Here is a 25,935-nt window from a genome sequence, read left to right on the forward strand (position 1 = left end):
AGAACCTCACACCCATGAAGGTCAAGCCGAGCGTCAAGAAGATCTGCGACAAGTGCAGGGTGATCCGCCGTCACGGCCGGGTCATGGTCATCTGCGACAACCCGCGCCACAAGCAGCGCCAGGGCTGACGCGACACCGCTCCTCACTGCATTCGCAGAGATTCAGCGCGACGTAACCAAGTACATACGCAGTACCCGTCCCTCTTCGGATCCTTCAGAGTGATCTGTCAGTGATGGAGGGCGACACCCCCGGTCGGAGGCCGGGGACCCGTTCCGTACCAGGCCGCAGGGGCCTCGGCGGGCGGGAGTGGTGCTGCGGAAGACCTCCGAAAACAACAGGAGCCTTGAATGGCACGCCTTGAAGGTGTTGACCTCCCGCGCGAAAAGCGCGTCGAGGTTGCCCTCACGTACGTGTTCGGCATCGGTCGCACCCTGTCCCAGCAGACGCTGGCCGCGACCGGCGTTGACCCCAACACCCGCGTCCGCGACCTTGCCGAGGAAGACCTCGTCAAGATCCGCGAGTACGTGGACGCCAACCTCAAGACCGAGGGTGACCTCCGTCGCGAGATCCAGGCCGACATCCGCCGCAAGGTCGAGATCGGCTGCTACCAGGGTCTGCGTCACCGCCGCGGCCTGCCCGTCCGCGGCCAGCGCACGAGCACGAACGCCCGCACCCGCAAGGGCCCGCGTCGCGCCATCGCCGGTAAGAAGAAGCCGGGCAAGAAGTAGTCCTCAGCGGTCGATCGACAGCTGACGCTGCAGGACCGACCACCTCCACGGGAGTAATACATGCCTCCGAAGGGCCGTCAGGGCGCTGCCAAGAAGGTGCGCCGCAAGGAAAAGAAGAACGTCGCTCACGGGCACGCCCACATCAAGAGCACGTTCAACAACACGATCATCTCGATCACCGACCCCACGGGCAACGTGATCTCCTGGGCCTCCGCCGGCCACGTCGGCTTCAAGGGCTCGCGCAAGTCGACTCCGTTCGCCGCGCAGATGGCCGCCGAGTCGGCCGCCCGCCGCGCGCAGGAGCACGGCATGCGCAAGGTGGACGTGTTCGTCAAGGGTCCCGGCTCCGGCCGTGAGACCGCGATCCGCTCGCTCCAGGCCACCGGCCTGGAGGTCGGCTCGATCCAGGACGTCACCCCCACCCCGCACAACGGCTGCCGTCCCCCCAAGCGCCGCCGCGTTTGACCGGACCGCCGGGGTCTGCCGACCCCGGTGAGCTGTGGGTTTCGCGGGCGGTACGGCCGTAACGGCCGTACCGCCCGTACCCTTGTGGCAGTAACACCGTCGGGCTCCGGCCCGGTACGTCGGGCGTCAAATAGTGGTCGCCCACGACAGAAGGAACACACGCATGCTGATCGCTCAGCGTCCCTCGTTGACCGAAGAGGTCGTCGACGAGTTCCGCTCCCGGTTCGTCATCGAGCCGCTGGAGCCGGGCTTCGGTTACACCCTCGGCAACTCCCTGCGCCGTACGCTCCTCTCCTCGATCCCGGGCGCGGCCGTCACGTCCATCCGGATCGACGGCGTCCTGCACGAGTTCACCACCGTGCCGGGTGTCAAGGAGGACGTCACCGACCTCATCCTCAACATCAAGCAGCTGGTCGTCTCCTCGGAGCACGACGAGCCGGTCGTGATGTACCTGCGCAAGCAGGGTCCGGGCCTGGTCACCGCCGCCGACATCGCGCCCCCGGCCGGTGTCGAGGTGCACAACCCCGACCTGGTGCTCGCCACGCTGAACGCCAAGGGCAAGCTGGAGATGGAGCTGACCGTCGAGCGCGGTCGCGGCTACGTCTCCGCCGTCCAGAACAAGCAGGTGGGCCAGGAGATCGGCCGTATCCCGGTCGACTCGATCTACTCGCCCGTCCTCAAGGTCACCTACAAGGTCGAGGCGACCCGAGTCGAGCAGCGCACCGACTTCGACAAGCTCATCGTCGACGTCGAGACCAAGCAGGCGATGCGTCCGCGTGACGCCATGGCCTCCGCCGGCAAGACCCTGGTCGAGCTGTTCGGTCTCGCGCGCGAGCTGAACATCGACGCCGAGGGCATCGACATGGGCCCGTCCCCGACGGACGCCGCGCTCGCCGCCGATCTGGCGCTGCCGATCGAGGAGCTTGAGCTCACGGTCCGCTCGTACAACTGCCTCAAGCGCGAGGGCATCCACTCCGTGGGTGAGCTGGTCGCCCGCTCCGAGGCCGACCTGCTCGACATCCGCAACTTCGGTGCGAAGTCGATCGACGAGGTCAAGGCGAAGCTGGCCGGTATGGGCCTGGCGCTCAAGGACTCGCCTCCCGGGTTCGACCCGACCTCGGCGGCCGACACCTTTGGTGCGGATGACGACGCGGATGCCGGCTTCGTGGAGACCGAGCAGTACTGAGGGCCTGCCGGCCGGGGGTGGGGGTGCCCGCCTCCGGCGGGTGTCCTCAAGCGCCGGACGGGCTTGAAGGTCGCGCTTCGCGCTTGTCCTCAAGCGCCGGACGGGCTTGATTGAGCCGGACGGGCTTGAAGGTCGCGCTTCGCGCTTGTCCTCAAGCGCCGGACGGGCTTGATTGAGCTGGACGGGCTTGGTTAGCCGTTCTTAAACTTCCGGCGGGCAGTCGCCCGCGCGGGACACTGTCGTCGGTACCTGATACGGCCGGCGCAGATCACAAGGAGTAACACCATGCCGAAGCCCACCAAGGGTGCCCGTCTCGGTGGCGGCGCCGCGCACGAGAAGCTGCTGCTGGCGAACCTCGCCAAGGCGCTGTTCGAGCACGGCAAGATCACGACCACCGAGGCCAAGGCGCGCCGGCTGCGGCCGTACGCCGAGCGTCTGGTCACCAAGGCGAAGAAGGGCGACCTTCACAACCGCCGTCAGGTGCTCCAGATCATCACCGACAAGAGCATCGTGCACACGCTCTTCACGGAGATCGGCCCGCGGTACGAGAACCGTCCGGGTGGTTACACCCGTATCACCAAGATCGGTAACCGTCGGGGCGACAACGCGCCCATGGCGGTCATCGAGCTGGTGGAGGCCCTGACCGTGGCCCAGCAGGCCACCGGTGAGGCCGAGGCCGCGACGCAGCGCGCGGTCAAGGAAGACGCCCTCAAGAAGGACGAGGCCCCGGCCGAGACCGTCGAGGACGCCAAGCCGGAGGCGGCCGAGGAGTCCAAGGACGCCTGAGCCCGCCTCGCGCGAGCTGAGCGGGTCCGTCCCTTCGGGGGCGGGCCCGCTTTTCCTTTTCCCGTCCCTTACTACTTCGTTCGCTGGGAGTTCCACGTGCGGTTGCGGCTTGATCTGAGTTATGACGGGAGCGAGTTCTCCGGCTGGGCGAAGCAGCCCTCGGGGCGGCGCACCGTGCAGGGGGAGATCGAGGAGGCGCTGCGCGTCGTCACCCGGTCCGCGGTGCCGTACGAGCTGACCGTGGCCGGGCGCACCGACTCCGGGGTGCACGCGCGCGGACAGGTCGCGCACGTGGACGTGGGCGAGGAGTTGTGGGCCGAGCACGGCGAGAAGCTGCTCAAGCGGCTCGCGGGGCGGCTGCCCAGGGACGTACGGGTGTGGCGGATCGCCCCGGCCCCCGAGGGCTTCGACGCGCGGTTCTCGGCGGTCTGGCGGCGCTACGCGTACCGGGTGACGGACGCCCCGGGCGGCGTCGACCCGCTGTTGCGCGGCCATGTGCTGTGGCACGACTGGCCGTTGGACCTCGACGCGATGAACGAGGCGGCCCGCGGTCTGCTCGGGGAGCACGACTTCGCCGCGTACTGCAAGAAGCGCGAGGGTGCCACGACCATCCGGACGCTCCAGGAGCTGCGCTGGGAGCGGCGCGCGGACGGGGTCCTTGAGGCGACCGTGCGGGCCGACGCCTTCTGCCACAACATGGTGCGTTCCCTGGTCGGCGCGATGCTGTTCGTGGGCGACGGGCACCGGCCGCCCGACTGGCCCGCCAAGGTCCTCGCGGCCCGGGTGCGGGACTCCGCCGTCCACGTCGTCCGGCCGCACGGGCTGACGCTGGAGGAGGTCGGCTACCCGGCCGACGAACTCCTCGCGGCGCGCAGCGTCCAGGCGCGCAACAAGCGGACGCTGCCCGCCTGCGGGGGCTGTGGCTGAGAAGAGTGGCTGAGGGGCGCGGGCGGGGGGTTGTGTCCGAAGGGGTGTTATTGATGCCACACCCCGGGTGACCGTCGCGCGGCCCTGGCACAAAGCGACAGTTCGGGGCGTGTTCGGCGCCCCAAGAGGTGCCGAAACCCTGCCAAACGGTCGGCACCGCGCGGAACTCGGCCTTCCTCTGCTCGTATATGCTCGCGATTTCCGGCCCGGGTGTTCGACCCCGGTCGCCGTTGGAGCAAATCGGGGCTTGAGGCCCGGGGGTCTTCCATGAGTGCCGTTGATTCCGCCTCCCGTTCCGGAGGGGCCGGGGGGCCCGTTCCCCCGCGCCGCCGGAGGGCCGGCGGTGCCGCAGAGTGGCGCAGGACCGTCGCCCACAGCCACGGACTGCTGCCGCAGCCGCCCGACGACCGGGAGAAGTACTCCTACGCGCAGCGCAACCGGTGGGTGCTGACCTTCGGTTCGATGCTGAGCTTCGCGTGTCTGGGCGTCAGTCAGCTGCTGTTCACGGCGTCCAGCCCGTGGTTCTGGATCATGATGCCGCTGCTCGCGTTCATCGTCGCGGACTACCTGCTGTCCTTCGTGCTCGACAGCTTCAGCAAGGACTTCGACCTCAAGGGCCACAAGCGGCTGGTGCGCAACTGGCGGCCGGTCAGGCACCCGAGCGTCGACGTGTACCTGCCGGTGTGCGGGGAGCCCCTGGAGGTGCTCGCCAACACCTGGACGCACGTGCGCGCGCTGGACGCCGCGTACCGGGGGCCCGTCGAGGTGTACGTCCTGGACGACGCCGACGACCCGGACGTGGCCGCCATGGCCGGGGACTTCGGCTTCCACTACGTGGTGCGGCCCAACCGGGGCTGGTTCAAGAAGGCCGGGAACCTGCGGCACGCCTTCGAGCGCACCCACGGCGAGCACATCCTCATCCTCGACGCCGACTTCGCGCCGCGCGCCGACCTGCTGGACGAACTCCTGCCGCACATGGACGACGAGCGCATCGGCATCGTCCAGTCCCCGCAGTTCTTCCGCACCGTGGACCGGCAGAACTGGATCGAGCGCGGCGCGGGCGCCGTGCAGGAGCAGTTCTACCGCTCGGTGCAGACCTCCCGGGAGGACAAGGACGGCTCGATCTGCGTGGGTTCCTGCGCCGTGTACCGGCGCTCCGCGCTCGACGAGATCGGCGGCATCTCGCTCATCGAGCACTCCGAGGACATGTACACCGGCTTCGACCTGCGGGCGCTCGGCTGGAAGCTGCGCTACGTGCCGGTCGCGCTGTCCGCCGGGGTCTGCCCGGACACCGCGGGGGCCTTCCACAACCAGCAGTACCGCTGGTGCATGGGCTCGCTGTCGCTGCTCACCAGCAAGTCCTTCTGGGAGATGGACCTCAAGCTGATGACGCGGCTGTGCTACGTCTCCGGCTTCCTCTACTACCTCCAGACCGCGCTGCTGACCTTCGTCGCCCCGCTCATCCCGCTGTCCCTGCTCGTGCTGCGCCCCGATCTGCTGCGCGCCCAGGCCGGACTGCTCATCCTGCCCAGCGTGTTCTACGTGACGCTCGTGCTGCCGCTGTGGCACCGCGCCCCGTACCGCCTGGAGGCCTGGGCGGTGCGCATCATGTACGGCTGGTCGCACGTGTTCGCCGTGTGGGACGTCCTGCGGGGCCGCCCCATGGGCTGGAAGCCGACCGGTTCCGACGGGGCCAAGAAGAACGGCATGGGCCGCTACTGGGCCGGGATGTACGGCTGGACCGCCGGCACCGCCGTGCTGTGGGTGGTCCTGGCCGGCTGGCGCGTGCTCACCGCGTACCCGCCCGACTTCGCCCTGATGCTGTCCGGCGGACTCTTCTACGCGGCCGTCGTCGCCCGCGTGCTCGTCCAGCCCCGCAACGCCCGTCCCCAGGAAGCGAGCGCATGATCCGCTCCTCTCAGCGCCCCCCACGACGCCCCGCCCGCCGCGCCGCCCGTCGCGGCCTCACCGCCGTACTGCTGGCCGGTGCCCTGCTGTCCGCGACCGGCTGCGGGGTCTTCTCCGACAGCGGCCGCGACCAGTACGAGCGCGCCCAGGGCGAGCCGGACGGCTCCGCGTCGAAGAAGTCCGCCTCGGCGGCGCCCGAGAAGAGCGTCCTGCCCTACGACGTACGGCCCCTGCTGAAGCCGGACAAGAAGTACTTCGGGGTGGCCCTCGACGGGGCGCCCGCCTCCGTCAAGCCGCTCGACAAGTTCGCCGGGCAGGCCGGGAAGAAGCCCAACCTGGTCGAGTTCTACTCGGCCTGGGGCGACCAGTACGAGACCCGGCTCGCGGTCAACGCCTGGGACTACGGGGCGCTGCCCTTCGTCGCCTGGGAGCCGTTCAAGCGCAGCCTCAAGCAGATAGGCGCGGGCAAGGACGACACGTACATACGCGAGTACGCCCGTTCCGTGAAGGAGCTGAACCAGCCCGTCGCGATCAGCTTCGCGCACGAGATGAACGGCGGCTGGTACCCCTGGGGCACCAAGAAGGCCACCCCGCAGGAGTTCGTGAAGGCCTGGAAGCACGTCCACGACGTGTTCGCCGACGAGGGCGCCACCCAGGTCATCTGGGTGTGGAGCCCCAACGTCGTCAACCCCGTGCCCGACGTGAAGCTCAGGCCGTACTGGCCCGGGGACGCCTACGTCGACTGGGTCGGCGTCGTCGGCTACTACGCGACCGGCGGCCCCTCCACCTTCAACGCCCTGTACGGCCCGACCATGGACCAGGTCCGTGCCTTCACCCGGCGGCCCTTCCTCATCGCCGAGACCGCCTCCGAGGCGGGGGAGCGCAAACCGGCCGACATCAAGGACCTGTTCCAGGGCGTACTGGCCCGCAAGGACGTCCTCGGCCACGTGTGGTTCGACTTCGACAAGGAGGCGGACTGGCGCATCGCGAGCGGGCCCGCCGCCGAGCGGGCGTACCAGGACCAGGCCCGTGACCCCGGCTACGGATTCGATGTGAAGAAGCCCTGATGGACCGGTATCCCCCCGCCTCCCCGCCGCCGGGGCCCCCGTACCCGCAGCCGCAGCCCGCCGACCACGGTGTGTACATACCGCAGCCCGCCGACCACGGCGCGTACCTACCGCGGCAGCCCCTCGACCCGGAGCCGCAGCCCTGGGAGCAGGCGCCCGCGCCGCAGCCGGAGGCCGATCCGGCCGCGCTGCCCGAGGACCCCTTCGAGATCAACCCGCAGCGGGAGCCCGTACGCGGCTACACGCTGCCGAAGGTGCCCGAGTCCGCCTGGGCCGTCGACACCCGGCGCTCGACCCTCATCAGCCGGGCCGCGCTGCTGTGCGTGCTCGCCGTGCAGGCGGTGCTCTCGCTGCGGCTGCGCGGCACCGCCTTCCAGGACGAGGCCCTCTACATCGCCTCCGGGCACTACGAACTCGACAACCTGCTGCACGGCACCCCGCTGCCCGTCGACTTCGCCGCCTACTTCTCCGGCCACCCCAAGCTCTACCCGGTCCTCGCCGCGCTCGTGGACGGTCCCTTCGGCCTGGCCGGAGTCCGCGCGCTGAGCCTCGTGTTCATGCTCGCGACCACCGCCCTGCTGTACGCGGCGACCCGGCGCATGTTCAACTCGCGCTCCGCGCTGGGCGCCGCCGCGCTGTTCTCCGTCGTCCAGTCCACGATCGTGCTGGGCCGCCTCGCGACGTACGACGCGGCCGCGCTGTTCCTGCTCGCCCTCGCCTTCTGGGTCCTGGTGCGCACCGGCCGGATGAAGGCGCCCGCCGTGCTGCTCGCGGCGCCGCCCATCGCCCTCGCCTTCGGCGTGAAGTACGCGGCCGGCCTCTACATCCCGACCCTCGTGGTGCTCGCCGTCCTCACCGCCTACCGCCAGCGCGGCGTACGGACCCTGCTGCGCGGCGCCCTGCTGGCCGCCGGGGTCCTCGTCCTGCTCGGCGCCGGATGGGCGCTGTCCGGGCCGCTCGGCGGGATCAGCTCCACCACCACCGACCGGCAGCACGGCAGCGACACCGCGTGGACCCTGCTCCAGCACAGCGCGCAGTGGGGCGGCCTCGTGTTCCTCACCGCGCTGGCCGGCTCCGTCGCCTACGTCGTACGGGCCCGCATGGTCGAGATGCCCTGGGTCTCCGGGTCCACCCCGGGGCGGGTGCGACGCGCCCTGCTCGGCACCGTCCTGACCGGCACCGCGCTGCTCGCGACGGCCTACCAGATCCACCTCCAGACCGAGGTGTCCCTCTACAAGCACGTCGGCTTCGGGCTGCTGTTCGCCGCGCCCATGGCGGGCCTCGGCATGTCCCGGCTGGTCGGCTCGCACTTCCGCAACCCGCAGCTCGGCATCATGCTCTTCGTCCTGACCCTGGTCCTCGGCATGGTCCAGGCGCAGAACGCGTTCAGCTTCCCCGACTCCCGGGGGCCGATGGCCTATCTGCGCACCGTCGTGGACCGCAAGGGCGTCTACCTCGCCGAGGAGTCCGAGGTGCCCGGCTACTACCTGCGGGACGTCACCGGCTGGAACCAGTGGAAGAACACGGCCTCCCTCGACTACACCGCGAAGAACGGGAAGCGGTACTCGGGCGGTGAGCCCGCGGGCTTCCGCGCGGCCGTCCGCGACGGCTACTTCGACGTCATCATGCTGCGCGGCGGAGTCACCCCCGAGGTCGACGCGGCGGTCCGCAAGGAGCTGCGCGGCAACGCGCACTACCGGCTGACCGCCCAGTTCCCGACCACCACGAGCAGCGGCACCTCCTCCTACCGGATATGGGTCAAGCAGTGAGCCGGGACATGCGGCAGCGCGCCGCGAGCCAGGACAGAATGCCCGGGGCGGCCGGGCAGGACACCGGCCACGGGGCGGACGCCGGACCGGCTCACCACCGGCCGCCCGGCCCCGCCGCCGAGTCCACGCAGACCATGAGCCTGCTGCTGCCGCAACTGCGGCCCTCGGCGCAGGCGCTCGCCCGCGAGTCGGGCACCCCGCAGCCCCCGCCGCCCGTCGAACGCCCCGGCAGGGGCGGGCGCCGCCTCGCCCTCGTCGTGTTCGCGCTGCCGACCCTGCTCGCCCTCCTGTTCGTCCTCCAGGGCCTCGACGACCGGCAGTTGTGGCGCGACGAACACGCCACCTGGTGGGCCTCCAGCCTCTCGATGCACGACCTGAGCCGGCTGATCCGCTCCATCGACATCGTCTTCACCCCCTACTACGTGCTGATGCACTGCTGGGTCGCGGTGTTCGGCGACTCCCCGACCGCGCTGCGCGTGCCCGGGGCCCTCGCGATGGGCGCCGCCGCCGGACTCCTCGGACTGCTCGGCCGCCAGCTGTTCACCGCCCGCGTCGGACTGATCGCCGGACTCGCCTTCGCCGTGCTGCCCGCGACCACCCGCTACGGGCAGGAGATCCGGCCGTACGCCTTCGCGGTCGCCGCCGTCCTGCTGTCCACGCTGCTGCTCGCCCGCTCGCTGGAGCGGCCCACCTTCAAGGGCTGGACCGCGTACACCTTCTCGATCCCGCTCATCGGCTGGAGCCACCTCGCCTCGCTGTGCGTGCTCGCCGCGCACCTCGCGATGGTGGCGCGGGTGCGGCGCGAGGGCGACCGGATCGCCGGCTGGGCCTTCACCGCCGCCGCGACCCTCGGCCTGTGCCTCGTCCTGCCGATGGCGCTCTCCGGCACCGGGCAGAGCGGCCAGATCGCGTGGAACAACCCGACCCTCCACGACCTGCGCGAACTCCCGCAGCAACTGTTCGGCACCTGGGCGGTGGCCGTCCCCGTCCTCGTCCTGGGCCTGATCGGACTGTGCTTCGCCGGGCGGTACGCGCTGCCGCTCGCCCTGTGGGCCGTCCTGCCGCCGCTGCTCACCTTCGCCACGGCCGCCCAGCTCCACCTGTTCCTCGCGCGGTACCTGCTGTTCACGGCGCCCGCCTGGGTCCTGCTCGGCGCCGTCGCGCTGGGCCGCGCCGCAGGTGCCGTCACCGGCCCCGCCGCCGGGACGGGGGCCAGGGGGCTGCGCACGGCCGGGCTCGCGCTCGGCCTGCTCGCGGTGGGCGGGCTCACCGTGACCGCGCTGCCCGGCATCGACGCGGCCCGCGGCCCGATCCCGGGGGAGCCCGACTACCGGGGCGCCGCGCACTACGTCCTCGCCCACCAGAAGCACGGCGACGCCATCGCGTACAGCGGGCTGCTCGCCGAACGGCGCGGCATGGACTACGAACTGCGGGACGCCGCCGAGCGCCCCAAGGACGTCCTGATGTACCGCACCCCGCAGCAGATCGCCTCGTACGGCGCGCAGGAGTGCCCCAGGCCCGCCGCCTGCCTCGCCCGCACCGAGCGGCTGTGGCTCGTCGCGACCTCCCCGGACGGCAATCCGTACGCACAGATGACGCCCGCCACCGTCAAGGCCCTGCGCGCCGGTTTCCGGATCGCGGGCACGAAGAAACTCGCCAGTGTCCAGGTGCTGCTGCTGACCCGCACCGGGGACAACAAGGACCAGAAGGCGGACGGCGGCGACAGCGCGGCCGGCCGCAGGGTCCACCTCTGAAGCTCCCAAGGAGAACCGTGTCACCGTCCCGCGAGGAGGAGCCGGCGCAGGCCGCGACACCTCCCGTCACCGTCGTCATGCCGACCTACAACGAGGCGGCGAACCTGCCGCGCATGGCGCAGGCCGTCCTCGACCTGCCGCTGCCCGGGCTGCACCTGAAGATCGTGGACGACTCCAGCCCCGACGGCACCGGCCGGATCGCCGAGGAGCTGGCCGAGAAGTACAACGACGGCGCGCCCGCCGCCCGCATGTCGGTCCTGCACCGCACCGAGAAGGACGGCCTCGGCCGCGCCTACGTCGCCGGGATGAACGCCGCGCTCGCCGAAGGGGCCGCGTACGTCGTGCAGATGGACGCCGACGGCAGCCACCCCGTCGAGGCCGTCGTCCGGATGCTCGCGGCCGCCGAGGAGAGCGGCGCCGGGCTCGTCGTCGGCAGCCGCTACGTCGAGGGCGGACAGCTCGACGAGGAGTGGGGCCGCCACCGCGTCCTGCTGTCCAGGTTCGCCAACAGCTACGTCCGCGCCGTCCTCGGCACCGACGTCAAGGACATCACCGCCGGCTTCAACCTGTGGACCGCCGCGACCCTGCGCGACGTGGACCTCGACTCGCTCGACAGCGCCGGCTACAGCTTCCAGGTCGAGCTGAAGTACAAGGCGCTACGGTCCGGGCACCCGGCCGTGGAGATACCCATCCGCTTCGAGGAACGCACCGAGGGCGTCTCCAAGATGACGCTGCGCACCCAGCTGGAGTCCGCCCTCGTGCCGCTGCGGCTGCGGTTCAAGCACCACTGAGGGGCGTGGCGCCCGGTTCCTACGCCGCCGGGGCGGTGGCCGCCGCCGAGGCCGCGGCCACGCCCCGTCCGTAGATCTGCCGGAACGCGAAGGCCGACAGGTCGTCCCCGGCCCGGAACACCGCCGTGTCCTGCGGCGTCACGTCCTTGCGCGCGGTGAACCCGCCCACCGTGACGTACAGGTAGCGGCCCACCGCGTTGGTGGTGTTGCGGCACTTCACGGCCCGGCAGAAGACCGGCACGCCCGCGCCCGCGAGGGAGGCCACGTTGCCCCTCGCCTGCTGCTTGGCCTTCAGCGCCGCCGCGTCCGTGCCGAAGACCGCGACCCCGACCGTGACGGCCGTCCCGTCCTTCGTGTACGTCGCGCGCAGCAGCTGCCCGCAGCCGTTCGCGGACAGGACACCGCCGAGGGCGCCCTGCGTCGCCGAGGCGCAGTCCGTGGTGGAGGCGAGCGCGCCCTTCTTGTAGACGGCGCTGCCGATCGTGACCTCCGTGCCCGGGAACAGCCCGGCGGCGGACAGCGGGGCGGTGTCCTTCGCCGCGCTGTTCAGGTACTCCGTCGGCTTCGGCACCGGCTTCGGCGCGACCGAGGGGAAGGTCGGGGAGGGCTTCGCCGTCTCGCTCGGCAGGGTCTGCGTGGGCGGCAGCCCGCTGGGCCGGGCGTCGGCCCGCTCCCCGTCGTCGTGGTTGGCGGTGACGACGACGGCGGCCACCAGCGAGGCCACCACGACCGTCGCGACCACGCCGCCGCCCACCCACAGCCACTTCCTGCGCCGCTCCCGCGCGGCCGACGCCTCCGCGAGCGCCGACCAGTCCGGCGTCGCGGGACCGGACGCGGGACCGGACTGCGGAAAACGGCCGCCGTGCGGTCCCTGCCGCCCTTGCTGCCCCTGCTGCCCCTGCGGGCCCGTACCCCCCGGGCCCCACGAGGGTCCCCCCTGCCCAAAGCTCATGGGCCGCATCCTAAGGACCCGCCCGCAGCCGGTCGAGAGACGGCCGGCGACCGTGCCCGTACCGGTACCCGGGCCGGTCGCGGCCCGGTACCCGCCCCGGTGGCGGCCGGGCGGCGGCCCTGCCCGGGGCCGGATCCCGCCCGTCCCCCCGCCGGACCGCGAGCGGGGGACGTACGCTGGAGAGCGGCGAAGGGCCGCAGACCGCGCCGAAGCGGCGCCGGGACAGGTCCCCGACTCCCTGAACAGGGGGTCTTCATCGTTTTGACCCGTCCGGGTGCGCCCGGGTATTCTGCCTCTTCGTTATGTGTATTGGCTTGCTCATTCTCACGTGAGGGGCCCTTACACCGGTCCACCGGGCCGATGACCAGCGGCATGCACACGGTTGCGTCACCGTCGTGCGTCCAGGGCTGTCGTGATCGTCCGTGGTGGCCATGTCAGGACCCTTCCCCTGGCTCTGCCGAGCCGGGGGAGACCCCATCACTGAGAAGCGAAGGCTACGACCGTGCGTACGTTCAGCCCCAAGCCTGGCGATGTCACTCGCCAGTGGCACGTCATCGACGCTCAGGACATCGTCCTGGGCCGTCTGGCGTCGACCGCTGCCAGCCTCCTGCGGGGCAAGCACAAGCCGATCTACGCGCCCCACGTCGACACCGGTGACTTCGTCATCATCGTCAACGCGGCCAAGGTGCACCTCTCCGGCAACAAGCGGACCCAGAAGATGGCCTACCGCCACTCCGGGTACCCGGGCGGCCTGCGCTCCGTGCGCTACGACGAGCTGCTCGACAAGAACCCCGAGAAGGCCATCGAGAAGGCCGTCAAGGGCATGCTCCCCAAGAACACCCTGGGCCGTCAGATGCTGTCGAAGCTGAAGGTCTACGCGGGCGAGCAGCACCCGCACTCGGCGCAGCAGCCTGTGCCGTTCGAGATCACCCAGGTCGCGCAGTAGTTCCGGCCACCCCCTAAGACGTAGAGAAATCTGAGGAGCATCGTGGCCGAGACCACCGCCGAGCAGCCGATCGAAGAGGCTGTCGACGTCGAGCAGTACACCACCGAGTCCGAGGTCCCCGTCGAGGGCGAGTACACCTCGGAGTCCCTCGCGTCCGCCTTCGGCGAGCCCCAGCCGGCCGCCGGCCTGGGCCGTCGCAAGAACGCCATCGCCCGCGTCCGGATCGTTCCGGGCTCCGGCAAGTGGAAGATCAACGGCCGCACCCTTGAGGACTACTTCCCCAACAAGGTGCACCAGCAGGAAGTCAACGAGCCCTTCAAGGTTCTGGAGCTGGACAACCGCTACGACGTGGTCGCCCGTATCTCGGGTGGCGGCGTCTCCGGTCAGGCCGGCGCCCTGCGCCTGGGCGTGGCCCGCGCGCTGAACGAGGCCGACGTGGACAACAACCGCGGCGCCCTCAAGAAGGCCGGGTTCCTGCGTCGTGACGACCGTGCCGTCGAGCGCAAGAAGGCCGGTCTGAAGAAGGCCCGCAAGGCCCCGCAGTACAGCAAGCGCTAAATCCGCCTGCTTGTTCTTCACCGTTCGCCCCGGCGGCACGCTCGTGCCGCCGGGGCGTTCGTCTACGCGGACGCGTGTGGTTCGTCCACGCGAATGCGTGCGCTTTGGGGAGGAACCGGCTCTATGCGGTACGACCTGTGCGGTATGACGTATAACAAGATGTGTGTGCGGAGGGTGGCGGGCGGCTCAGGCCGACGTCGCCGGTGAACAACGCGGGAGGACACCAAGTGGGACGGCTCTTCGGGACGGACGGCGTACGCGGGGTCGCGGGCGTCGATCTGACGGCCGAGCTGGCGCTCGGCCTCTCGGTCGCGGCGGCACACGTGCTCGGTGAACTGGGCAGCCGCCCGGGCCACCGCCCGACGGCCGTGGTCGGCCGTGATCCGCGCGCCTCCGGGGAGTTCCTGGAGGCCGCCGTGGTCGCGGGCCTGGCCAGCGCCGGGGTGGACGTGCTGAAGGTGGGCGTGCTGCCGACACCGGCTGTCGCGCACCTCACCGGGACGCTCGGCGCGGACTTCGGCGTCATGCTCTCCGCGAGCCACAACGCGATGCCCGACAACGGCATCAAGTTCTTCGCGCGCGGCGGCCACAAACTGGCCGACGAGCTGGAGGACCGCATCGAGGCGCAGTACGAGCGCCACACCGAGCCCGGCGCCCCCGCCTGGGACCGCCCGACCGGGGGAGACGTCGGCCGCGTCCGGGAGTACGACGAGGGCTACGACCAGTACGTCGCGCACCTCGTCGGCGTGCTCCCCAACCGGCTCGACGGGCTGAAGATCGTCCTCGACGAGGCGCACGGCGCGGCGGCCCGCGTCTCGCCCGACGCCTTCGCGCGCGCCGGGGCCGACGTCATCACGATCGGCGCGGAGCCCGACGGCCTCAACATCAACGACGGCTGCGGCTCCACGCACCTCGCCAAGCTCCAGGCCGCCGTGGTCGAGCAGGGCGCGCACTTCGGCATCGCCCACGACGGGGACGCCGACCGCTGCCTCGCGGTGGACGCCGAGGGCAACGAGGTGGACGGCGACCAGATCCTCGCGGTCCTCGCCCTCTCCATGCGCGAGCACGGCACGCTGCGCAAGAACACCGTCGTCGCGACCGTCATGTCGAACCTGGGCTTCAAGCTGGCCATGGAGCGCGAGGGCGTGTCCTTCGTGGAGACGGCGGTCGGCGACCGCTACGTCCTGGAGCAGATGAAGAAGGAGGGCTTCGCGCTCGGCGGGGAGCAGTCCGGCCACGTCATCATCCTGGACCACGCGACGACCGGCGACGGCACCCTGACCGGGCTCATGCTCGCCGCCCGCGTCGCCGAGACCGGCCGCTCGCTGGCCGACCTGGCCTCCGTCATGACCCGCCTGCCGCAGGTCCTGATCAACGTCCCGGACGTCGACAAGTCCCGCGTCGGCTCCGCCCCCGAACTGCGCACCGCCGTCGAGGAGGCCGAGCACAGCCTCGGCACGACCGGCCGCGTCCTGCTGCGCCCCTCGGGCACGGAACCACTGGTACGGGTCATGGTCGAGGCGGCCGACATCGAACAGGCCCGCTCGGTCGCGGCGGGCCTCGCGGACGTGGTCAAGTCGACGCTGGGGTAGGGCTGTTGGACTCCCGCTGACATCTGGCGAGCCGGCCGTGACGTTGAACGTCACGGCCGGCTTTCTCGTGCGCGGACTCTCCGAAGGTGGCCCGAGGTAAAAGGTTTAGTCATTGCACTTTTGTATTGAGTGTGTTTTTGTGGGTGAGGGGGTTCTCGTGCGCCCTTCTGCCGCCACCCCCTCGCACACCAAGGAGTACGACATGAACCGCACCCCCACCCGTATCGCCGTGATCGGCGCCGGTCCTGGCGGCCTGACCTGCGCCCGTGTCCTTCAGCGGCACGGCGTCGAGGTCACCGTCCACGATCTCGACGCCTCACGGACCGCCCGCAACCAGGGCGGCAGCCTGGACATGCAGCCCGGCACCGGCCAGTACGCCCTGCGCGCCGCCGGTCTCTGGGAGGAGTTCGGCGCTCTGGCCCGGCCCGAGGGCGAGCAGATGCGTCTGCTCGGCCGCGACGGGAGGATCCTGTTCGACGCGGCGCCGCCCGGCGAGGGTCAGGGCAACCCGGAGATCGACCGGGGGCAGCTCCGTGACCTGCTGCTCGACTCCCTCGACCCCGGCACCGTCCAGTGGGGTCACAAGCTGGAGCGGGCCGAGCCGCTGGGCGCGGGCCGTCACCGGCTGCGCTTCGGCAACGGGGAGACGTCCGAGGCCGACCTGATCGTCGGAGCGGACGGCGCCTGGTCGCGCGTGCGCCGCCTGCTGTCGGACGCCGTGCCCGTCTACACCGGGGTCACCTTCGTGGAGACCGGCCTGAACGAGGCCGATACCCGCCACCCGGAGCCGGCCGCGCTCACCGGGCAGGGCACGATGATGGCCCTCGACGACAACCTCGGCCTCGTGGCCCAGCGCAACAGCGGCGGCCACATCCGCGTCTACGTCGGGATGCGCACCCCCGAGGACTGGCACCGCCGGGCGGGCGTGGACCTGACCGAGCCCGCCGCCGTCCGCGCGGCACTGCTGGAACGCTTCGCGGACTGGGGCCCGGCGCTGCACGGCTTCCTCACCGAGACCGACACCGGGTACGTCAACCGGCCCCTGTTCGCCCTGCCCGTCCCGCACACCTGGGAGCACACCGAGGGCGTGACCCTGCTCGGGGACGCCGCCCACCTGATGTCCCCGTTCTCCGGCATGGGCGCGAACCTCGCCATGCGCGACGGAGCCGACCTCGCCCAGGCCCTCGCCGACCACCCGGAACCCGACGAGGCCGTCACCGCCTACGAGAAGATCCTGCTGCCCCGCTCGGCCGAGGCGGCCGAGGGCGCCGCCGAGGGCATCGCGAGCGCCTTCGCCCCCGACAGCGCGGAACAGGCCCTCGCCCACATGACCGGCCGTCACTGAGCGGCGCGGGGCTGGGGCGCCGCGGGGGTGGTTGCGGGGGCCGGCCGCCGTACGGCACGGTGATGAGTTCCCTCGCGTGGCCGGCCAGGTCCATGACGTGGACGCCACGGCCACCGTCGTCGTGGTTGACCGCGTCCGGCTGCCGCTGGGGCGGATCGGCGTGGTGCTCGACTGGCCTCGACTGGCAAGGAATGCCTTCGAAACATCTCCCGACACCTCCATGCCTCACCCGGCCGGCGACCGGCACGCGAGGTCGCGGCAGAGCGCAGCCGCCTCGGGCGGGAAGCGCGCGGGGGGAGTCCCGGGGCGGGCGCGGAGCCCGTACCAGCAGCCGTCGTCGTCCTGGGCGACGAACCGGTAGGCCCGGCCGGTCACGAGGTGCCGAAGCACCTCTTCGTGCTCCTGGACCGACTCGGCCCACGCCAGCAGCCGGGCGGGCGCGTCACGGGCGTGCCGGTGTCCGGTGGGCCTGAGTGCTCCCGGCGGACACCAGGTGGCCGCGCACGGATCGGGAGCGAGCGCGCGTGCCATGCGGCGGGCTCTGCCGGTGAGCCAACGAAGCGCCAGCCGAGGCGAGTTGGTGAGTGTCCCCCCGAGGAGCACGGCCGTCCCCACGTCGCCCGCGTACGTCTCGGCCACGTAGGCGGGGCCGGGCCCGGTGCCGAGTCCGGTGCCGGGGGCGGTGCCGGGGGCGGTCACTGGTCCCGTCGCAGGGAGTTGCGCAGTCCGTTCTCCTCGACCACGCGTGCGCGCAGTTGGCGCAGGAGGGCGGAGTCGCCGTCGTCAGCGTCCGGGGCCTCGCCGCCTTCGGCCTTCTCGGCGGACTTCGCGGCGGACCTCTCGCAACGGCAGCGGACGCACGCGCAGGGCGGGAAGCGCATCGGGTTGAACTCAGGTGCGGGGGAGCCCTGTTCGCTCATGCCGGCCCCTGCCCCGAGCAGTCCGCCGTCCCCTGGTGCCGCTGGAGCAGCACCCGGCAGTCCGTGGCCCGGCTGAAGTCACGCTCGGCGTTCGCGACGGCCTCGGCCAGATGCCATTCCTCGCAGGTGCGGCAGGGGGCGGGGGTGTTGGGGGGTGCGGGGCTCGACGGCCCCTGGGTGTCCGGGCGAACAGCTTTTCCCATGACGATTGGTTCCTCTCTGTAGTCGTTCCACTACCGGGGCGACTCAGAGTGGCCTACAGTCAGAACCCGTTCAACCTGTCATTCAGGCACGGAGAAAGGCGCGAAGGGCAATGAACGTGAAGGAGTTGAACCCCGACACCAGCCCCCAGGCCGCCTACGGGGCAAAGCTGCGCAGCTTGAGGGAGGCGCGCGGCTGGACGCAGGACGAGCTGGGTGAGCGGATGGGGTACTCGGGAACCCACGTCTCGGCGGTCGAAACTGGTCGCAAGCTTCCGACTCTGCGTTTCTCGCGCAGCGCGGACCGGGCGCTCGGAACCGAGGGCACCGCTGAGGCGTTCGAACGTCAGTGGCGGGAGATCCGACAGGGCAGTCTGCTCGAAGGATTTCCGGAATTTGTGGGCTACGAGGGCCGGGCGTCTGAGATTCGGTTGTACGAGGTTGGCGTCGTTCCGGGCTTGCTTCAGACGCCGGAGTACACCTCGGTGATCGCCGAGAGCGCCCTCAAGCGCGGTGCGATCACGCCAGAGCAGGCAGATGAGCGCGTGAGGGTTACAGCGGAGCGCCAGGCTGCGCTTCGGCGGACTCGTCCACCGTTGATCTTCGTGGTGTTGGACGAGAGCTGTCTCCGTCGTCCAATTGGGAGCCCCGCCATCATGGAGGCCCAGCTGGCGCGACTATTGGAGTTCGCTGAGCTGCCGAATACGGTGGTGCAGGTGGCACCGTTCGACATGGGAGAGCGCCGCCCATTCAGCTTGCCGGTCACTCTGCTGACGATGGCTGATCGTGCAGTCATGTCGTACGCCGAGTCCGCCCAGCAAGGTCACCTTGAGCGCGAAAGCACCTTGGTGCTGCCCATACTGACGGCCTACCATCAGCTTCAGGCCGAGGCGCCCTCCCAGGCGACATCCGTGGCCATGATCAGCCAGTTACGAAAGGGCACTCCGTGACGACCGAATCCCCCCGTTGGTTCAAGTCCTCGTACAGCGAGAACGGCGGCCAGTGTGTTGAGGTCGCGGCGAATCTCGTCGCCTCGCGCGGCGTGGTCCCCGTGCGTGACTCGAAGAAGCCGGGTGGTCCGGTCCTGACCGTTGCCGCCGAGGTGTTCTCGTCCTTCGTGGCGGGCGTCAAGAGCGCCGCTGTCTGACCGTCCCGTTCAGCGCGCAGTGATTCACGGTTGCCCCACCCTGCGGTGTCGCACGGTGGGGCTTCGTGCTGTCCGTTGCAGTTCGATTGTGCGGGCGTGCCCGCCGACTACCTCGGTGACGAACGTTCGGGCTGCGGGCGGCCGGGACGTTGTGTGCAAGTCGATCTTGCGGATTCCGTGCCCTGGTGAGGCAGGCGGGGGTCTGTTCCTTCGAAGGCGCGGCGCATTTTCGCGGTCTCTTCCTTCATCAGGTCGTCGGTGCGCTCGCTGTGCCGGACGGTGCCTTCCCACTTCACGTACCGGTCTTCGCGCTCGCGGAGAAGAACGGGCCTGAGGTGCCCGTGGAAGAGGAGATAACGGCCTTGGTTGCGGCGGCTGCGGCTGACCACTTCGCGCTCCTCTCGTGCCGGGCGAGGCGGTTGGCCGCGAGGCCGGGGAGGGTGCCGCGGACGCGGCCGGGCGTGTAGGTGATCAGAGGCCAGTTCGGTGGGCGCCCGGGGTGGTCGATGTCGGGCGGGCCGATCCAGGTGTGGTGCCGCAGGCAGACGTAGGTGTGGTGGGGCAGGAGCCTGACGACTCGCCCGCCGGGGTGGCGGGCGTCGCAGAGATGGCAGCCGGTCTGCGGCTGGTGGCGGAACATCTCCCAGTTCGGCGGCGGGTCGCGCAGTTCCGGCATCGCTCCGGCCAGAGCGTGAACGCTGCGGCCGGTCAGCGCGGCGAGCCGTTCGGGGACGACGACGCGGCGGCCGGCTCCGGGACAGGCGGGCTGGGTGACCTGTACCACAGGCCGTTGATGTCCAGCCCGTGGAGTGTGGCCAGGCGGCTGACGTAAGAAGGGGGGATTTCGTGCCGGGCAGGCGGAACGGGGTCGGGCAACGTGCGCGGGAGCATCGGTGCCTTCCTGTGAAGTAGAGGGGTGGCGAAACCTGTTCGGCGCTGCCTGGCAGGATGGTCCGCATGAAACGAGAGGACCCGATGAGCCACGACACCGTCGCCCCTCTGCTCGTGGCAGCTGCCGCAGTGGTCTCGGAGGGACGACTGCTGGTCGTGAGCAAGAAGGCGGCTCCTGAGGTGTTCTATCTGCCGGGCGGTAAGCCGGACCAGGGTGAAGACGCATTGGAGGCGCTGACTCGGGAGTTGATGGAGGAACTCGGTGTGTCTCCTGTGGGGCCACGGTTTCTTGCAGAAGTTGAGGCTGTGGCCGCGCTGGAGGGAATCCCCATGCGCATGACGGTCTTCGAGGCGGGCATCAGCCGTGAACCGCATCCCGCGGCCGAATTGGCAGGCATGCGGTGGATTTCCGGTCGCGAGACGGACGTAACGCTCGCTCCTGCCGTTCGGGATCACGTTCTCCCGCTGTTGAGGAAGAGCGGACTCATCTGCGAGTAGCGACTCGGCCGTGTTGCCTCAAGTTCACGTCCCGCGCCTCCTCCGGGGCGCCTGGGCGCCGGCAGTGAGCTGTCCGGCAGGCTTCCCCGCAAAGTGAAGCTTCGATCCGCAGCCTTCGAGGTCGCAGGACACGTGCTGTCCGCCCGGAGAGGCCCTCTCGCGTGGCCGGTGCGGGTGTCCTACTCTCAACTACGGGCCGCGAAGTACTCGGTGGCCGTGGTGAGTCAGTACAGGAAGGGCATCCGGTGATGAACGAAACGCCTCGTTGGTTCACGTCCTCCTACAGCTCCAACGGTGGCAACTGCGTTGAGGTGGCCGTCAACCTTGTCGCCCCGCGTGGTGTGGTTCCCGTCCGTGACTCGAAGAACCCGGGTGGTCCCGTCCTGACCGTTCCCGCCGGAGCGTTCTCGATGTTCGTGGTGGGCGTCAAGGCCGGTGCTGTCTGACCGTCGTTGCCCCGTTGTGTGGTGTCACGCGGGGCCAGTAGTGGAAGGACATCCCGTGATGACCGAAGCCCCCCGCTGGTTCAGGTCCTCGTACAGCTCTAATGGCGGCCAGTGCGTTGAGGTGGCCGCCAACTTCGTCGGCTCGCGCGGCGTGGTTCCCGTCCGTGACTCGAAGAACCCGGGTGGTCCCGTCCTGAGCGTTCGCGCCGAGGCGTTCTCGTCGTTCGTGGCGGGCGTCAAGGCTGGTGTCGCCTGACCGGCCCGCTGTCCGGTGCGTAGTGATCCACGGTCGCCCCGTCGTGCGGTGCCGCGAGCAGTTGAGTTGTCCGTCCCGGCGGGTGGGTGAACTCCCCTGGAGGGAGGGCTCCTTGAAGTCACTGCGGCGCGTGTTGAGCCGCGTGGGCTCAGCCGGCCGCCACAATCTCCACGCCGAGCGCCCTGAGCCGCTCGACGGCGGTGTCGTGGGGGTCGGCGTCGGTGATCAGGCCGCTGATCTTCTCCCAGGGCAGGACGCGGAAGCGCGAGGCCGTGCCGATCTTCTCCGAGGAGGCGAGGACGTAGGTGTCCGCCGCCCGTGCGGCCAGGGCGCGTTTCATCGCGGCCTCCTCGGCGTCCGCCGTGGTCAGTCCCGCCTCGGGGTGCACGCCGGTGACGCCGAGCAGGCACAGGTCGGCGGAGACGTTCTGCGCCGCCTCGACCGCTGCGGCGCCGCAGGTGACCGCCGAGTGCTTGAAGACGCGGCCGCCGAGCAGGAAGAGTTCCGCGCGCGGGTGGTCGAGCAGGGCGGCGGCGATCGTCGGGCTGTGGGTGATCACCGTGCAGGCGAGGTCCTGCGGGAGGGCGTGGGCGACGGCGAGGGCCGTGGTGCCGCCGTCCAGGATCAGCGCGCTGCCCGGCCGCACCAGTCCAGCCGCCACCGAGGCGACCTTCCGCTTGCCCTCCGGGGCCACGGTCTGCCGGGCGGCGTAGTCCGCCACCGCCGGTGAGACGGGCAGCGCACCGCCGTAGACCCGCTGGCACAGCCCCTCGGCGGCGAGATCGCGCAGATCGCGCCGCACGCTGTCCTCGGAGATTCCCAGTCCGGCGGCGACGTCCTTGGCGACGACCTTGCCCTCGCGGGCGAGCAGACCGAGCAGGTGGTCGCGTCGTTCAGCAGCCAGCATCCGTACTATCTCCTGTTCCTGCATGTTACTGCGCGTACTTTAGTGCAGAACCGGTCGGGCGGGACTCCGGGGCGGGGCCGCTAAGCGGACCGCCCCCGCCGTGCGCGTTCCCGTAGTTCCGACCAGAACAGGCGCTGGGCGAGCAGGGTCACCGTGCCCGCCAGGACGATGCCCAGCAGGTTGAGGCCGAGCTGTTTCAGGGAGCCGGACATCTGGCCGTAGTCGCCGTAGCCGAGGGCCACGGCGGCGTTCGCGGCGGCGGGGACGGTGGTGACCGAGATGGCCACGCCGACCAGGAGACCCGCCTTCGAGGACGTCAGGGACAGGGTGCCCGCGATCCCCGCGAGGACGGCGACGACGAAGGAGAAGGTGTCGGGGGCGTAGATGAAACCGGTGTTGGGGCGCTTGCCCTCCAGCAGGGGCTCGCTGAACAGTCCCGCCGCGTCCATCAGGAGCGTGAAGCCCACCGTCACCCCGGCGGCCACGACGAAGCCCACGACCAGCGCGAGCGCGGAGTGCAGCGCGAGGCGCGGGGCCCGGCGCACCAGGGCGACGCTGATCCCGGCCAGCGGGCCGAACTCGGGGCCGACCGCCATCGCGCCGACCACCAGGATCGCGTTGTCGAGCACCACCCCGCAGGCCGCGATCATCGTGGCGAGCGTCAGGAAGGCCAGGTAGGTGAGGGTGAGGGCCGAGTCCTCGTTGCTCGCGTCCGCGAGCTGCTGCCACAGCACGGCGTCCGCGCCCTCCCCGGGCGCCGCCTTCTCCGCCTCCTCGGCGCGACGGGAGATCGACAGGTCGATGTTCTCCGCCGTGATCGCGCTGTCCGGGCCGAGGTCCAGCGTCCTCAGGGAGTCGAGGAGGGCGTCGGCGGCCTCCCGGGCCACGTCGCAGGTGAGGACGTCCCCAGCGGGATCGCGGGCGGCGTCCGGAAGGACCACGAGGTGCGCCGTGCCCACCGTGTCCCGCAGCAGCCGCAGGACCTCCTCGGTGCGCGCGGGGGGCGTGATGATCCTCAGATGCAGCATCCGCGGATCGTAGCGAGCCCGGGGAGCGCGGTGGTCCTCTCCTGCCCGCCGGGATCAGGGCCTTCCGTGCCTCGCCCCGTCGAGGCCCGGAAGGCCCAGGTCGTCCAGGGGTGTCCCGGCGGCCCAGCGCCGCAGCCGGGGGCCGTCGATCAGGCGGACCCCGCCCCGGCGGGCGGCCCACCGCACGTCCTCGGCGCTGTACGCGCCCTTGTTGATCACCACGCGTACGAGGTCGTCGACCCCCGTGCGCCACTCCATCCGCAGGGTCGCCGGGCCCGTCCGCGTGTCCTCGTCGGCCGGCTCGTCCCCGGCGTGGAACCCGACGTCGAGCAGGCGGCCGCCCCGGTCGCGCGCGAACAGACGGGGCCGGCCCCTGCTCGGCATGGCGATGACGCGCCAGCCGTCGCGGCGCAGTATCCGCTCGGCGGCCGCCGCCAGGCCGTCGTCGTCCAGTACCTCTATCTCCGCCGGGGTGTAGACGCCGCCCCGCCTGCGCACCGCCACCCGCCGCCAGCGCAGCCCCGGCACCGCGACCGCCACGAGCAGCGCGAGCAGGACGAGGCCCAGCGCCGGACCGCCGGCGCCGAAGACGCGGTACGACTGGACGAGGAGAAGGACCAGGACCGCCGCGCCCACGGCGAAGCCCGCGATCGCGGGCAGCACCTCGGCCAGCCCTGGGCCGTACCGTCCCTGTTCGCGCAACTCCGCTATCTCGCGGCGCCGTTGAAAGCGGCGCGACTCGGGTGCGGGCTCCCGCCTCAGCACAGCTCCACCTCGGTCACCTTCTTCTCCCGTTCCCGGACACGGCCCGTCCGGCTACGCGTCACGGCCCGCCGCCCGGTCTGACGGGCGCCTGACAACCGTAGGCGGCCGGGGCGAGCGGCGGATCAGCGGAGGGTGGTGACGGCGGTCCCGTGCTCCGCCCCGGTACCGCCCCCGCGCGTACACTGCCGGGTGCGTGACACGACGGCAGGCCGTGGGGCCCCACCTGCGAGGGCGCCCGTACGGCATCTCCCCCCACGAGTGGAGCCCGCGGATGGCACAGCACGAGACGTTCACCGTCGACACCTCGACGCCGCATCCGGCGCGGGTCTACGACTACTTCCTCGGCGGCAAGGACAACTACCCCGTGGACCAGGAGCTGGCCGAGCGGCTCGCGACCGGTGCGCAGCGCGGTGCCCTCGTCAACCGGGAGTTCATGCACCGGGCGGTGGCCCACCTCGCGCGCTGCGGCATCGACCAGTTCCTCGACATCGGCACCGGCATCCCCACCGAGCCCAACCTGCACCAGATCGCGCAGGGCCTCGTGCCGCACGCCCGGGTGCTGTACGTGGACAACGACCCGATCGTGCTGCGGCACGGGCAGGCGCTGCTGTCCAGCTCGCCGCAGGGCGCCACGGACTTCCTGCTGGCCGACGTCAGGGAGCCCGCCGGGATCCTCGCGCACGCCGCGCGCGTCCTGGACCTGAACCGGCCGGTGGGGCTGTCGCTCGTCGCGCTGCTGCACTTCGTACGGGACGAGGAGGACCCGTGGGCGCTCGCCCGGGTCCTGCTCGACGCGCTCGCACCCGGCAGCTACCTCGTCCTCTCCCACGGCACCGCCGACTTCCTGCCGCCCGAGGTCGCCCAGCGGATCACCGGCACGTACCAGGACGGCGGGATCGCCCTGTGCCCGAGGAGCCTCGCCGAGGTGACCCGGTTCTTCGACGGACTGGAGGTCGAGGAGCCGGGAATCGTCCGCGCCCCCGAGTGGTACCGCGACACCGAGGCGCCGCCGGACGAGGAGAGCGGGTTCTACGTGGGGGTCGGCCGGCTGCCGTGACCTGCGGGGGCATCCCGGTGGGCGGGAGCGGAGAGGGGTGCGGCATGCTGTGGGCGACGTATGACGGCTGATCACACCGGCGCAGGACGGGTGGCCACGGCCGTCCTCGTCTTCGCTTCCCCGCGAGCCCGTCTGGAGAGTGCGCCATGAGCCCCGACCCCCGGATCGACACGAGCAGGCCGCACCCGGCGCGGGTGTACGACTGGCTGCTCGGCGGCAAGGACAACTACCCGGTGGACCAGACCGTCGGCGAGGCGCTGCCCGCCGCCGCCCGCGAGAACGCGCGCCGCAACCGGGAGTTCATGCACCGGGCCGCCCGCCACCTCGCCCGCCTCGGGGTCGACCAGTACCTCGACATCGGCACCGGTATCCCGACCGAGCCCAACCTGCACCGCATCGTGCAGGAGATCGTGCCGAGCGCGCGGATCGTGTACGCCGACAACGACCCGATCGTGCTGCGGCACGCCGAGGCGCTGCTCGTCGGCACACCCGAGGGGGAGACCCACTACCTCGACGCGGACGTACGGGAACCGGCCGCGCTCGTCGAACGCGCCCGCACACTCCTCGACTTCGAGCGGCCGGTGGCGCTGTCCCTCATCGCGCTGCTGCACTTCGTACCCGACGACACGGACCCGTACGGGATCGTCCGCACCCTGGTCGACGCGCTCGCCCCCGGCAGCTACCTCGTCCTCTCCCACGGCACCGCCGACGAGCACCCCGAACTGGAGGCGGCCACCAAGGACTCGTACCGCAAGGGCGAGATCCCGCTGCGGATGCGCACCCGGGCCGAGGTCGAGCCGTTCTTCGCCGGGCTCGACCTGCTGCCGCCGGGCCTCGTCACCGCCAACTACTGGTACCAGGAGGGCGACGAGGTGCCGCCCGCCGAGCGCAGCGGGTTCTGGACCGGGGTCGCGCGGCTGTCGTAGCCCCCGGCTCGCAGGGCGGCGGTTCACGGCCCGGGCGGACGGTGCGCGGTCGGGGCACCCCTTGCTCCGGGCCGGCGTACTCGGTTGAGCCGAAAGGGCGTTGAGGTGTTCGCCCGCCCT

30 protein-coding genes are annotated in these 25,935 nt (G+C 71.1%); 22 read left to right on the plus strand and 8 right to left on the minus strand.

Annotation, left to right across the window (positions count from 1 at the left end; all coding sequences use genetic code 11):
• Positions 1-14: 14 nt before the first annotated feature.
• From rpmJ to AB0J21_RS18635, 11 genes are all read left to right on the plus strand, one after another.
• A complete protein-coding gene (rpmJ, locus tag AB0J21_RS18585; protein ID WP_003974245.1) occupies positions 15-128 on the plus strand; it encodes a 50S ribosomal protein L36 in 114 nt (37 codons plus the stop codon).
• A 219-nt stretch (positions 129-347) separates the two neighbouring features.
• Positions 348-728 (plus strand): 30S ribosomal protein S13, encoded by a 381-nt coding sequence (gene rpsM / locus AB0J21_RS18590; RefSeq protein WP_363147054.1) that lies wholly within the window; start codon positions 348-350, stop codon positions 726-728.
• Positions 729-788: 60 nt separating this feature from the next.
• Positions 789-1,193: a 30S ribosomal protein S11 gene (rpsK, locus tag AB0J21_RS18595; protein WP_363147055.1), complete on the plus strand. Its 405-nt coding sequence runs from the start codon at positions 789-791 to the stop codon at positions 1,191-1,193.
• 163 nt (positions 1,194-1,356) lie between these two features.
• Positions 1,357-2,379, plus strand: coding sequence for a DNA-directed RNA polymerase subunit alpha (locus tag AB0J21_RS18600; protein ID WP_363147056.1), 1,023 nt, complete (start codon positions 1,357-1,359; stop codon positions 2,377-2,379).
• A gap of 285 nt (positions 2,380-2,664) precedes the next feature.
• Positions 2,665-3,165 (plus strand): 50S ribosomal protein L17, encoded by a 501-nt coding sequence (gene rplQ, locus AB0J21_RS18605; RefSeq protein ID WP_363147057.1) that lies wholly within the window; start codon positions 2,665-2,667, stop codon positions 3,163-3,165.
• 96 nt (positions 3,166-3,261) lie between these two features.
• The gene (gene truA / locus AB0J21_RS18610) at positions 3,262-4,092 is read left to right on the plus strand and encodes a tRNA pseudouridine(38-40) synthase TruA (RefSeq protein ID WP_363147058.1); all 831 of its coding nucleotides are present in this window, start codon (positions 3,262-3,264) and stop codon (positions 4,090-4,092) included.
• Positions 4,093-4,359: 267 nt separating this feature from the next.
• Entirely contained in the window at positions 4,360-6,000 is a 1,641-nt protein-coding gene (locus AB0J21_RS18615) for a glycosyltransferase family 2 protein (protein ID WP_363147059.1), read from the plus strand.
• Entirely contained in the window at positions 5,997-7,067 is a 1,071-nt protein-coding gene (locus AB0J21_RS18620) for a glycosyl hydrolase (RefSeq protein ID WP_363147060.1), read from the plus strand. Before AB0J21_RS18615 ends, AB0J21_RS18620 begins: the two co-directional genes overlap by 4 nt.
• Positions 7,068-7,312: 245 nt before the next feature.
• Positions 7,313-8,836, plus strand: a complete 1,524-nt coding sequence (locus AB0J21_RS18625) for a glycosyltransferase family 39 protein (protein WP_363147234.1) — start codon at positions 7,313-7,315, stop codon at positions 8,834-8,836.
• An 8-nt stretch (positions 8,837-8,844) separates the two neighbouring features.
• Entirely contained in the window at positions 8,845-10,590 is a 1,746-nt protein-coding gene (locus tag AB0J21_RS18630) for a glycosyltransferase family 39 protein (RefSeq protein ID WP_363147061.1), read from the plus strand.
• 17 nt (positions 10,591-10,607) lie between these two features.
• Positions 10,608-11,381: a polyprenol monophosphomannose synthase gene (locus AB0J21_RS18635; protein WP_363147062.1), complete on the plus strand. Its 774-nt coding sequence runs from the start codon at positions 10,608-10,610 to the stop codon at positions 11,379-11,381.
• Positions 11,382-11,400: 19 nt separating this feature from the next.
• On the opposite strand, the gene AB0J21_RS18640 is transcribed toward AB0J21_RS18635, so the two are convergent.
• On the minus strand, positions 11,401-12,333 hold the full coding sequence (locus AB0J21_RS18640) for a hypothetical protein (protein WP_363147063.1): 933 nt from the start codon (positions 12,331-12,333) through the stop codon (positions 11,401-11,403).
• Positions 12,334-12,835: 502 nt separating this feature from the next.
• Here AB0J21_RS18640 and rplM point away from each other — a divergent pair.
• The 4 genes from rplM to AB0J21_RS18660 all read left to right on the plus strand — a co-directional run bounded on the left by rplM (position 12,836) and on the right by AB0J21_RS18660 (position 16,774).
• Positions 12,836-13,279 carry a 50S ribosomal protein L13 gene (rplM, locus tag AB0J21_RS18645; RefSeq protein ID WP_363147064.1) on the plus strand — a complete coding sequence of 148 codons (444 nt, stop codon included), beginning with the start codon at positions 12,836-12,838 and terminating at the stop codon, positions 13,277-13,279.
• 42 nt (positions 13,280-13,321) lie between these two features.
• Positions 13,322-13,837, plus strand: a complete 516-nt coding sequence (rpsI, locus tag AB0J21_RS18650; protein ID WP_363147065.1) for a 30S ribosomal protein S9 — start codon at positions 13,322-13,324, stop codon at positions 13,835-13,837.
• A gap of 227 nt (positions 13,838-14,064) precedes the next feature.
• Entirely contained in the window at positions 14,065-15,429 is a 1,365-nt protein-coding gene (gene glmM / locus AB0J21_RS18655) for a phosphoglucosamine mutase (protein ID WP_363147066.1), read from the plus strand.
• Between the two features lie 202 nt (positions 15,430-15,631).
• Complete coding sequence (locus AB0J21_RS18660) at positions 15,632-16,774, plus strand: NAD(P)/FAD-dependent oxidoreductase (RefSeq protein WP_363147067.1); 1,143 nt, start codon at positions 15,632-15,634, stop codon at positions 16,772-16,774.
• 225 nt (positions 16,775-16,999) lie between these two features.
• Here AB0J21_RS18660 and AB0J21_RS18665 read toward each other — a convergent pair whose 3' ends face one another.
• From AB0J21_RS18665 to AB0J21_RS18675, 3 genes are read right to left on the minus strand one after another with little or no spacing between them, the layout of a single operon-like run.
• Complete coding sequence (locus AB0J21_RS18665) at positions 17,000-17,473, minus strand: hypothetical protein (protein ID WP_363147068.1); 474 nt, start codon at positions 17,471-17,473, stop codon at positions 17,000-17,002.
• Positions 17,470-17,694 carry a hypothetical protein gene (locus AB0J21_RS18670; RefSeq protein WP_363147069.1) on the minus strand — a complete coding sequence of 75 codons (225 nt, stop codon included), beginning with the start codon at positions 17,692-17,694 and terminating at the stop codon, positions 17,470-17,472. The genes AB0J21_RS18665 and AB0J21_RS18670 overlap by 4 nt, the downstream gene beginning before the upstream one ends.
• Positions 17,691-17,897 (minus strand): hypothetical protein, encoded by a 207-nt coding sequence (locus AB0J21_RS18675; protein WP_363147070.1) that lies wholly within the window; start codon positions 17,895-17,897, stop codon positions 17,691-17,693. The genes AB0J21_RS18670 and AB0J21_RS18675 overlap by 4 nt, the downstream gene beginning before the upstream one ends.
• 110 nt (positions 17,898-18,007) lie before the next feature.
• Between AB0J21_RS18675 and AB0J21_RS18680 the strand changes: the two genes are divergently transcribed.
• Positions 18,008-18,844: a helix-turn-helix transcriptional regulator gene (locus AB0J21_RS18680; protein WP_363147071.1), complete on the plus strand. Its 837-nt coding sequence runs from the start codon at positions 18,008-18,010 to the stop codon at positions 18,842-18,844.
• Complete coding sequence (locus tag AB0J21_RS18685) at positions 18,841-19,041, plus strand: DUF397 domain-containing protein (RefSeq protein ID WP_363147072.1); 201 nt, start codon at positions 18,841-18,843, stop codon at positions 19,039-19,041. Before AB0J21_RS18680 ends, AB0J21_RS18685 begins: the two co-directional genes overlap by 4 nt.
• 292 nt (positions 19,042-19,333) lie before the next feature.
• Here AB0J21_RS18685 and AB0J21_RS18690 read toward each other — a convergent pair whose 3' ends face one another.
• Entirely contained in the window at positions 19,334-19,825 is a 492-nt protein-coding gene (locus AB0J21_RS18690) for a hypothetical protein (protein WP_363147073.1), read from the minus strand.
• A gap of 173 nt (positions 19,826-19,998) precedes the next feature.
• Here AB0J21_RS18690 and AB0J21_RS18695 point away from each other — a divergent pair, with 173 nt between their 5' ends.
• From AB0J21_RS18695 to AB0J21_RS18705, 3 genes are all read left to right on the plus strand, one after another.
• Positions 19,999-20,430 (plus strand): NUDIX domain-containing protein, encoded by a 432-nt coding sequence (locus AB0J21_RS18695; protein ID WP_363147074.1) that lies wholly within the window; start codon positions 19,999-20,001, stop codon positions 20,428-20,430.
• A gap of 245 nt (positions 20,431-20,675) precedes the next feature.
• Complete coding sequence (locus AB0J21_RS18700) at positions 20,676-20,876, plus strand: DUF397 domain-containing protein (RefSeq protein WP_363147075.1); 201 nt, start codon at positions 20,676-20,678, stop codon at positions 20,874-20,876.
• Positions 20,877-20,931: 55 nt separating this feature from the next.
• Complete coding sequence (locus tag AB0J21_RS18705) at positions 20,932-21,132, plus strand: DUF397 domain-containing protein (RefSeq protein WP_363147076.1); 201 nt, start codon at positions 20,932-20,934, stop codon at positions 21,130-21,132.
• A 148-nt stretch (positions 21,133-21,280) separates the two neighbouring features.
• Here AB0J21_RS18705 and AB0J21_RS18710 read toward each other — a convergent pair whose 3' ends face one another.
• The 3 genes from AB0J21_RS18710 to AB0J21_RS18720 all read right to left on the minus strand — a co-directional run bounded on the left by AB0J21_RS18710 (position 21,281) and on the right by AB0J21_RS18720 (position 23,769).
• Complete coding sequence (locus tag AB0J21_RS18710) at positions 21,281-22,039, minus strand: DeoR/GlpR family DNA-binding transcription regulator (protein ID WP_363147077.1); 759 nt, start codon at positions 22,037-22,039, stop codon at positions 21,281-21,283.
• An 80-nt stretch (positions 22,040-22,119) separates the two neighbouring features.
• Positions 22,120-23,067 carry a DUF389 domain-containing protein gene (locus tag AB0J21_RS18715; protein WP_363147078.1) on the minus strand — a complete coding sequence of 316 codons (948 nt, stop codon included), beginning with the start codon at positions 23,065-23,067 and terminating at the stop codon, positions 22,120-22,122.
• Positions 23,068-23,121: 54 nt separating this feature from the next.
• Positions 23,122-23,769 (minus strand): hypothetical protein, encoded by a 648-nt coding sequence (locus tag AB0J21_RS18720; RefSeq protein ID WP_363147079.1) that lies wholly within the window; start codon positions 23,767-23,769, stop codon positions 23,122-23,124.
• Between the two features lie 334 nt (positions 23,770-24,103).
• Here AB0J21_RS18720 and AB0J21_RS18725 point away from each other — a divergent pair, with 334 nt between their 5' ends.
• Together AB0J21_RS18725 and AB0J21_RS18730 are read left to right on the plus strand one after the other, a co-directional pair.
• Positions 24,104-24,889, plus strand: a complete 786-nt coding sequence (locus tag AB0J21_RS18725; RefSeq protein WP_363147080.1) for an SAM-dependent methyltransferase — start codon at positions 24,104-24,106, stop codon at positions 24,887-24,889.
• A gap of 146 nt (positions 24,890-25,035) precedes the next feature.
• A complete protein-coding gene (locus tag AB0J21_RS18730; protein ID WP_363147081.1) occupies positions 25,036-25,815 on the plus strand; it encodes an SAM-dependent methyltransferase in 780 nt (259 codons plus the stop codon).
• The last annotated feature ends 120 nt before the right edge of the window (positions 25,816-25,935 follow it).

The organism is Streptomyces sp. NPDC049954, from assembly GCF_040656295.1.
In the GTDB taxonomy this organism is placed as follows: Bacteria; Actinomycetota; Actinomycetes; order Streptomycetales; family Streptomycetaceae; genus Streptomyces.